This is a genomic window from Stenotrophomonas sp. PS02301 (assembly GCF_029959485.1).
GTDB lineage: Bacteria > Pseudomonadota > Gammaproteobacteria > Xanthomonadales > Xanthomonadaceae > Stenotrophomonas > Stenotrophomonas maltophilia_Z.
The window spans coordinates 1-7,288 of sequence record NZ_JASCOO010000145.1 but is presented as its reverse complement, the minus strand read 5'-3'; the positions used below and the strand labels follow the sequence as shown (position 1 = coordinate 7,288).

The window sequence follows — 7,288 nt, the reverse complement described above, 5'->3', positions numbered from 1 at the left end:
GGGGGGGGGGGGGCCCCGGGGGGGGGGGGGGCGGGGGGCCGGCCCGCGGGGGGGGGGCGGGGCCCGCGCCCGGCCGTAGGCGAGGCCCTGCTGGTGGCGCCCGATGGCCGCAGCTGGCCGGTTCCGCTGGTCGCCGCCAGAGACGGTCTGCGTGCACAGGTGACGGTGCCGCAGGACATCGGCACGGCGCAGGGGTTGTGGGAACTGCAGGCGTTTGTCAGTGCCGAAGGCGTGCAGCGCGATGCCAAGGTGGCGTTCGCGGTGGCGCAGGCGACGGCGCGCTTCCAGGGCCAGGTCGAGGCGGATGCCAGCCGCCGCGAGGTGCGCCTGCCGCTGCAGATCGGTGCGCCGGGCCGCTATGAGGCGCGTGGCACCCTGTATGCCACCGGCCCGGACGGGACGCTGCGGCCAGTGGCGCAGGCACATAGTGCGGCGTGGTTCGCGACGGTAGGGGCGGGTGAGCTGCGGCTGCCGTTCGCCAGCGTGGCGTTGCCGAGCGGCTATGCCGCCCCGTTCGAGGTGCGTGACCTGCAGCTGCAGGACCAGAGCCGGATGGCACCGATCGAATCACGTGCGGTGGCGGTGAGGTTCTGAGTTCACCCCGCGAACGCGCTCAACCGGCCGGCCTGATCCACCACGCGGATCGGGCCGCCGAACAGCTCGGATAACGGTGCATCGCGCAGCAGCGCCGCGCGCGGGCCGTCAGCGAGGATCTTGCCGCCGCGCAGCATCACCACCCGTTCGATCTCGGGAATGATCTCCTCGATGTGGTGGGTCACCAGCACCAGGGTGATGCCTTGGCGGGCGAGCTCGCGCATGGTGGCGATCAGCTGCTCGCGGGCGATCAGGTCCAGCCCGGTGGAGGGTTCATCCAGCAGCAGGGCCTGCGGCCGGTTCACCAGCGCCCGGGCGATCAGCACGCGCCGGGTTTCGCCGGCCGAGAGTTCGGCATAGCCGCGCTGCAGCAGCGGCAGGGCACCGGTCATGGCCAGGGTTTCACGCGCGCGTTCGCGCATCTCCGGGCTCACCTCGCGGAAGGCCGGCACCACGAAGCTGGCGAAGAAGCCGGTCAGCACCGCCTCTTCCACGGTCAGCCCGGGCATGTCGGAGAGATTGCTGCTCAGGTCCCCGGTGACGATGCCCAGCTGCGAGCGCAGCCGGTCCACCTGCCAGCGGTTCTGGCCGAGCACGCGCACCGCCACCGTGCCATCACCGTGCGCCAGCGGATACAGCTCGCGGGTGATCAGCTTGATGAAGGACGACTTGCCGCAGCCATTGGGGCCAAGCAGGGCGGTGTGCTGGCCCTGTTCGATGCGCAGGCTGAGATCGTGCAGGACCCGGACCTGGCCGCGGATGACACAGGCGCGGTCGAGCTCGATCAGGGGGACGGGGGAGGCCGGCACCGCCGGCGAGGCTGCGACTGTCATGAATGCGGGGGCATGCTCACGAAGGTAAGGGAAGAACTGAATGACTGCGCAAAAATGGCATCGAAGGGATGAAGTTTGCAACGTCAGGCCCCATCATGTCCGAAGGTATCCCTGTTTCCTTGACGGCCGAGTGCGGCCCGGAGTCCTGCGATGTTCGATACGCTCCTCAACTTCCTGACCGGCGGTGTCGTCGGCCTCGGCTGGTGGGGCATGGGCCTGGTGCTGCTGGTGTTCACCCAGCTGACCATCTTCGCCGTGACCCTGTATCTGCACCGCAGCCAGGCGCACCGGGGGGTGGATTTCCACCCGGTGATCGCGCACTTCTTCCGGTTCTGGACCTGGCTCACCACCTCCATGATCACCAAGGAGTGGGTGGCGATCCATCGCAAGCACCACGCCAAGGTGGAAACCGATGAAGACCCGCACAGCCCGGTGACCAAGGGCATCGGCATGGTCTTCTGGCGGGGCGTGGAGCTGTACCGCGAGGCCCGCGCGATGCGTGCGGATATCGAGCAGTACGGCCGCGGCGCTCCGGATGACTGGATCGAGCGCCACCTGTACACCCCGCACGCCAACCTCGGCCCGGTCGCACTGCTGGTCATCAACAGCATGCTGTTCGGCCTGCCCGGCGTGGCCCTGTGGGCGATCCAGATGGCCTGGATCCCGTTCTGGGCGGCCGGCGTCATCAATGGCCTGGGCCACTGGTGGGGCTACCGCAACTTCGAATCTGCCGATACCTCCACCAACCTGACGCCGTGGGCGTTCTGGGTGGGCGGTGAAGAGCTGCACAACAATCACCATGCCTTTCCGAGCTCGGCGCGCTTCTCGATGCGCCGCTGGGAGTTCGATATCGGCTGGGCCGTGATCCGCGGCCTGCAGGCCCTGCGCCTGGCCAAGGTGCTGCGCGTGGCGCCAAGCATGGACGTGCGCCCGAACATCGCCGTGCCGGATGCGGAAACGCTCAAGGCCCTGTTGTCGCACCGCTTCCAGGCGATGACCGATTACCAGCGCAATGTGTTCGTCCCGGCCCTGCGCGAAGAAGCTGCGATGGCTGGCGCCAAGCTGCGAAAGCTGCTGCCGCGCCGCATGCGCCGTGGCCTGGTCAACGACGGCCGCTGGCTCAAGCCGGATTGCCGCGCCCAGCTCACTACCTGGGTCGAGCAGCGCCCGCGCATCCGCGTGCTGGTGGAACACCGCGCCCGTCTGGCCGCCCTGCTGGAAGCGCGCGGCAACGACGCCGCCGAGCGCTTGAAGCTGCTGCAGGCCTGGTGCCACGAAGCCGAAGCCAGTGGTATCGCCGCGCTGCAGAACTACGCCGCGCGCCTGAAGGGCTACGCGCTGACGGCGCACTGATCGATGCGCTTCCCGACCGGGAACGCATCCGCAAAACGCCGCCTTGTGCGGCGTTTTGCGTGTCTGGGCCTGGCCGTTGGGTTGCTGGGTGCGACGGCACAGGCCCAGGTCACTGATACCGGCAGCTACCTGCAGCGCATGGACACCGACGGCGACGGCCGGGTCGGCGTGGAGGAGTACGTGCAGTGGCTGCTGTACGCCTTCGATCGCATGGACCGCAACGGCGATGGCGTACTCAGCGCCGATGAGCTGCCCGGTGGCAAAGGTCCGCCGATCACGCGGGAGCAGCAGCGGCAGACGCTGATCCAGCGGTTCCACAAGCAGGATGCCAATGGCGACGGGTATTTGAGTGCGCGCGAGTTGGCTGCGCCGCCGCGCTGAGCGTCGCGCTCGGATCGCCGCGAGGCAGCGCCCCGCGCTACACCGTGGTTCATCGGCGGACCCCTTAGAATTCCCCCATGCCCGAGCTCCCTGAAGTAGAAACCACCCGCCGCGGCCTGGCCCCGCACCTGGAAGGCCGCAACGTCCACGGCGTGATCCTGCGCCGGCCCGACCTGCGCTGGCCGATCCCGCCGGAGATCAGCACGCTGCTCCCCGGGCAGGCCATCCAAGGCGTGCGCCGGCGTGCCAAGTACCTGTTGCTCGATACCGCCGTGGGCAGCGCACTGCTGCACCTGGGCATGTCCGGCAGCCTGCGCGTGCTGCCCGGCGACACCCCGGTGCGCGCGCACGACCACGTCGACATCAGCCTGGACAATGGGCGCCTGCTGCGCTTCAACGACCCGCGCCGCTTCGGCAGCCTGCTCTGGCAGCCGGCCGGAGAAACCCATTCGCTGCTGGCCGGACTCGGCCCGGAGCCGTTGGATGAGGCCTTCGATGGCGACTATCTGTTCGCCCGCAGCCGCGGTCGCAGCGCGTCGGTGAAGACCTTCCTCATGGACCAAGGCATCGTGGTCGGGGTGGGCAACATCTACGCCGCCGAAAGCCTGTTCATGGCCGGGATCAACCCGCTGCGCGAGGCCGGCAAGATCTCCCGCGCGCGCTACCAGCGCCTGGCCGATGCGGTGAAACAGATCCTGGCCTATGCCATCACCCGCGGCGGCACCACCCTGCGCGATTTCATCAATCCGGACGGGGCGCCGGGCTACTTCGAGCAGGAGTTGCTGGTCTACGGGCGTGAAGGCGAGCCCTGCCGCCAGTGTGGCCGGCTGCTCCGCCACGCCACCATCGGCCAGCGCGCCAGCGTCTGGTGCGGGCACTGCCAGCGCTGAATCGTCGCGCGCCTGTCGCCTGCCCGGCGGTATAGTCCGCCCAACGTCACCGGCGGGGGTGTGCGATGGACGAAGGACCGGATATCACCGTGTGGCTGGATTCGGCCCGGGCGGGCGACCGCGCCGCGCTCGACCGGGTCCTGACCCTGCTCTATCACGAGCTGCACAGCATGGCCCGCCGGCAGCTTGCCGGGCAGCAGGGGCGCACCCTGGATGCCACCTCGCTGGTGCACGAGTCCTACCTGAAGCTGCTCGGCTCCCGGGGTGCGGCCCGCTTCGAGGATCGCGCGCATTTCTTTGCCTACGCCGCCTCGGCGATGCGCAGCGTGGTGGTCGATTACGCACGCAACCGGCTGGCGCGCAAACGCGGCGGTGATCTCAAGCGGGTGGAGCTGCCCGAAAACAGCAGCAGCGGCGTGCGTCTGGATGAAGACCTGCTGGCGCTGGATGTGGCGTTGGCCCAGCTGCATGCGGTGGATGCACACCTGGCCAAGGTGGTGGAACTGCGTTACTTCGCTGGCCTGTCCGAGCAGGAGATTGCCGATCTATGCCAACGCTCGGAGCGCAGCATCCGCCGCGACTGGCAGAAGGCGCGTATGTTCCTGCTGGCCTCGGTCGGGGAGCCCTGAAAGGCCACGCATCGTCCGGGGAGAGGACCGATGGAGGCGTCACGCTGGCGGCAGCTGTCCTGCCTGCTGGATCAATTGCTGGAACTGCCCGAACCGGCGCGAGAGCAGCGGCTGCTGCGCCTGCGTGAGGACGATCCGAGCCTGGCCGACGATGTGGAGCGCCTGCTCGCACATGAGCGCGACAGCCACGAGTTCCTCGCCCAGCCGTTGTGGACCGCTGCGCCGGAAGACAGCCGGGTGGGCACACGGGTCGGCCCGTACCGGTTGCTCCGGCCTCTCGGCGAGGGCGGCATGGGCGAGGTCTGGCTGGCCGAGCGCGCCGATGGCCTGTACGAGCGCCAGGTCGCGCTGAAGCTGCTGCGCAGCGGCTACGCCGATCCCGGCCTGCGCCAGCGCTTCAGCCGCGAGCGCGAGATCCTGGCCCGGCTGCAGCACCCGAACCTGGCCCATCTGCTGGATGCCGGCGTGGATCTGCAGGGGCAGCCTTATCTTGCGCTGGCCTATGTGGAAGGCGAGCCGATCACCGCGTATTGCCAGCGCTTGGCGCTCCCGCTGGAGCGGCGTCTGCAGCTGATGCTGCAGGTCTGCGCGGTGGTCAGCCATGCGCATGCCAACCTGATCGTGCACCGTGACCTCAAGCCCTCCAACATCCTGGTCACGGCCGAAGGCGAGGTGAAGCTGCTGGACTTCGGCATCGCCAAACTGCTCGACGATGACGAGGGCAAGCCGCCCGTGCATCCCCCCACCGAAGCGCGGGCGTTCACCCTGCACTACGCCGCGCCGGAACAGGTGCGCGGCGAGCCGGTCTCCACGCTGACCGATGTGTACTCGCTGGGGGTGGTGCTGTTCGAGGTGATCACCGGGCAAAAGCCCTATCGGCTGCGCCGGCACAGTGATGCCGAGTGGGAACGCTCGATCCTGGAGGTGCAGGCACCGCGCGCCTCGGCCGTCATGGCGCGCGTGGCCGCCGCCGGTGGCGAGCCGGCCGGGGCGGCCAGGCGCCTGTCGCGGCGCCTGCGTGGCGATCTGGATACGATCCTGCTCAAGGCCCTGCAGAAGGAGCCTGCGCAGCGTTACGCCTCGGTGGAAGCGCTGGCGCAGGACCTGCGTCGCTTCCTCGAGGGCCGCCCGATCCACGCCCGCCCCCAGCACGTGGGCTACCGGCTGCGCAAATACCTGGGCCGGCATCGCTGGGGCGTCGCGCTGGGCACCATGGCGGTGCTGGCGCTGCTCGCATTGGCACTGACCGCGCTGTGGCAGATGCAGCAGGCGCGGCGCGAGATCGCGCGTGCGCAGGCCATGCAGGATTTCACCGTGGGCCTGTTCGACCGCGCCGCCAGCGTGCGCCATGGCAGCTTCGATCTGCGCCAGCTGCTGGCCACCGGTCAGCAACGTGGCGAGGCCGAACTGCGCGATCAACCGCTGTCGCTGGCCGAGCTGGAGGGCGTGATCGGGCGGTTGCGGATCGGTATGGGCGACTACCAGCTGGCGCTGCAGACGCTGGACCGACAGCGCGCGTTGCTGGAGGAGGCCGGCGAGGTGCCGCCTACCCTGCAGCTGGAAGCGGTGACCCAGCGCGGCCGTGCGCTGCGCATGCTGGGCCGCTCGCGCGAGTGCGTGACGCACCTCACCCCTATGCAGGCGCTGGCCGCCGAGTATCGCCTGCGGCTGCCGGCCGCCGTGGCCGAGTACCACACCCAGCTCGGGCGCTGCCAACAACTCCTGGGGTACCGCGACAACGCCCGCGCCGCCTTCGAACAGGCCCTGGTGCTGCGGCGCGATGTACTGCGCGATACCCCCGGCACGTCGGAGAGCCTGGCTGACCTGGCCGCACTGGACAGCGACGATGGCCGCGGCCCGGCGGCACTGGCCGGCTACCAGCAAGCGCTGCAGCTGCTGCAGGCCGGTGACACCGTGCGGTATCCCCAGTTGATCGCGCTGCGCCGGCACATGGGCGAGACCCTGGCTGCGCAGGGCGATCTGGACGCAGCCGAGCGGGCCCTGAAGATCGCCAGCGCCGATGCGGTGGGCATGTATGGGCCGGATCACCCGGAAACCCTGTCGATCCGCCGGCTGCGTGCCCTGCTGGCGATGCAGCGCGGTGATCTGCAGCAGGCCGACACCCAGCTGCAGCAGGTCCATCACCTGACCCGGCAGGCCTTGGGCGAGCAACACCGCGACACCGGGCTGACCTGGCACGCGCTGGGCAGGTCGGCACTGGAGCGCGGTGACAGCACCCTGGCGATCGACGACTTCGCCCGGGCGGTGGCGATCTGGCGGCAACCCGACTGCGTGGGGCTGCTGCCGCAGGGCCTGTATGACCTGGGCGAAGCCTTGGCCCAGGCGGGGCGCTGGCAGGCGGCGCTGGCTGCCCTGCACGAGGGACGGCAGTGGCAGGCCGCGCAACGGGGCGACGACGATGCGTCGGTGCAACAGGCGGATCGGCGCATGGCCGAACTAATCAGCGCATTCGGCGACCCGCATCAGGCGGGCGAGCAGCTGGCGGCGCTGATGCGACGGGTGGGCCGGGCGGGGCCGTCCAGCCCGGCGCTGCAGCGCGCGCTGCACATGGCCTGGGGCCGGAACCTGGGCCGCCTGGGACACGCGG

The 7,288-nt window shown here is 69.8% G+C and carries 6 protein-coding genes and 1 pseudogene; 6 read left to right on the top strand and 1 reads right to left on the bottom strand.

The features are described 5' to 3' along the window. A pseudogene (locus QMX81_RS19880) lies at nt 1–594 on the top strand (hypothetical protein); the annotation flags it as partial. Between the two features lie 2 nt (nt 595–596). Here QMX81_RS19880 and QMX81_RS19875 read toward each other — a convergent pair. Beyond that, on the bottom strand, nt 597–1,427 hold the full coding sequence (locus tag QMX81_RS19875) for an ATP-binding cassette domain-containing protein (protein ID WP_121043854.1): 831 nt from the start codon (nt 1,425–1,427) through the stop codon (nt 597–599). Between the two features lie 150 nt (nt 1,428–1,577). On the opposite strand from QMX81_RS19875, the gene QMX81_RS19870 reads away from it, so the two are divergent. The 5 genes from QMX81_RS19870 to QMX81_RS19850 form a co-directional block, all read left to right on the top strand. Beyond that, nucleotides 1,578–2,780, top strand: a complete 1,203-nt coding sequence (locus QMX81_RS19870; RefSeq protein ID WP_282264082.1) for a fatty acid desaturase — start codon at nt 1,578–1,580, stop codon at nt 2,778–2,780. Nucleotides 2,781–2,783: 3 nt separating this feature from the next. Continuing rightward, entirely contained in the window at nt 2,784–3,161 is a 378-nt protein-coding gene (locus QMX81_RS19865; RefSeq protein WP_282264080.1) for an EF-hand domain-containing protein, read from the top strand. Nucleotides 3,162–3,238: 77 nt separating this feature from the next. Then, entirely contained in the window at nt 3,239–4,051 is an 813-nt protein-coding gene (gene mutM, locus QMX81_RS19860) for a bifunctional DNA-formamidopyrimidine glycosylase/DNA-(apurinic or apyrimidinic site) lyase (protein WP_282264078.1), read from the top strand. A 65-nt stretch (nt 4,052–4,116) separates the two neighbouring features. Continuing rightward, entirely contained in the window at nt 4,117–4,680 is a 564-nt protein-coding gene (locus QMX81_RS19855) for an ECF-type sigma factor (RefSeq protein WP_088435324.1), read from the top strand. Between the two features lie 30 nt (nt 4,681–4,710). Further along, on the top strand, nt 4,711–7,288 hold a 2,578-nt coding region (locus QMX81_RS19850; protein ID WP_282264074.1), incomplete at its 3' end, for a serine/threonine-protein kinase.

Excerpts from the sequence above, each read along its gene's own strand:
- QMX81_RS19875 (WP_121043854.1), bottom strand. The coding sequence starts at position 1,427 with ATGACAGTCGCAGCCTCGCCGGCGGTGCCGGCCTCCCCCGTCCCCCTG.
- QMX81_RS19870 (WP_282264082.1), top strand. The coding sequence starts at position 1,578 with ATGTTCGATACGCTCCTCAACTTCCTGACCGGCGGTGTCGTCGGCCTC.
- QMX81_RS19865 (WP_282264080.1), top strand. The coding sequence starts at position 2,784 with ATGCGCTTCCCGACCGGGAACGCATCCGCAAAACGCCGCCTTGTGCGG.
- mutM (WP_282264078.1), top strand. The coding sequence starts at position 3,239 with ATGCCCGAGCTCCCTGAAGTAGAAACCACCCGCCGCGGCCTGGCCCCG.
- QMX81_RS19855 (WP_088435324.1), top strand. The coding sequence starts at position 4,117 with ATGGACGAAGGACCGGATATCACCGTGTGGCTGGATTCGGCCCGGGCG.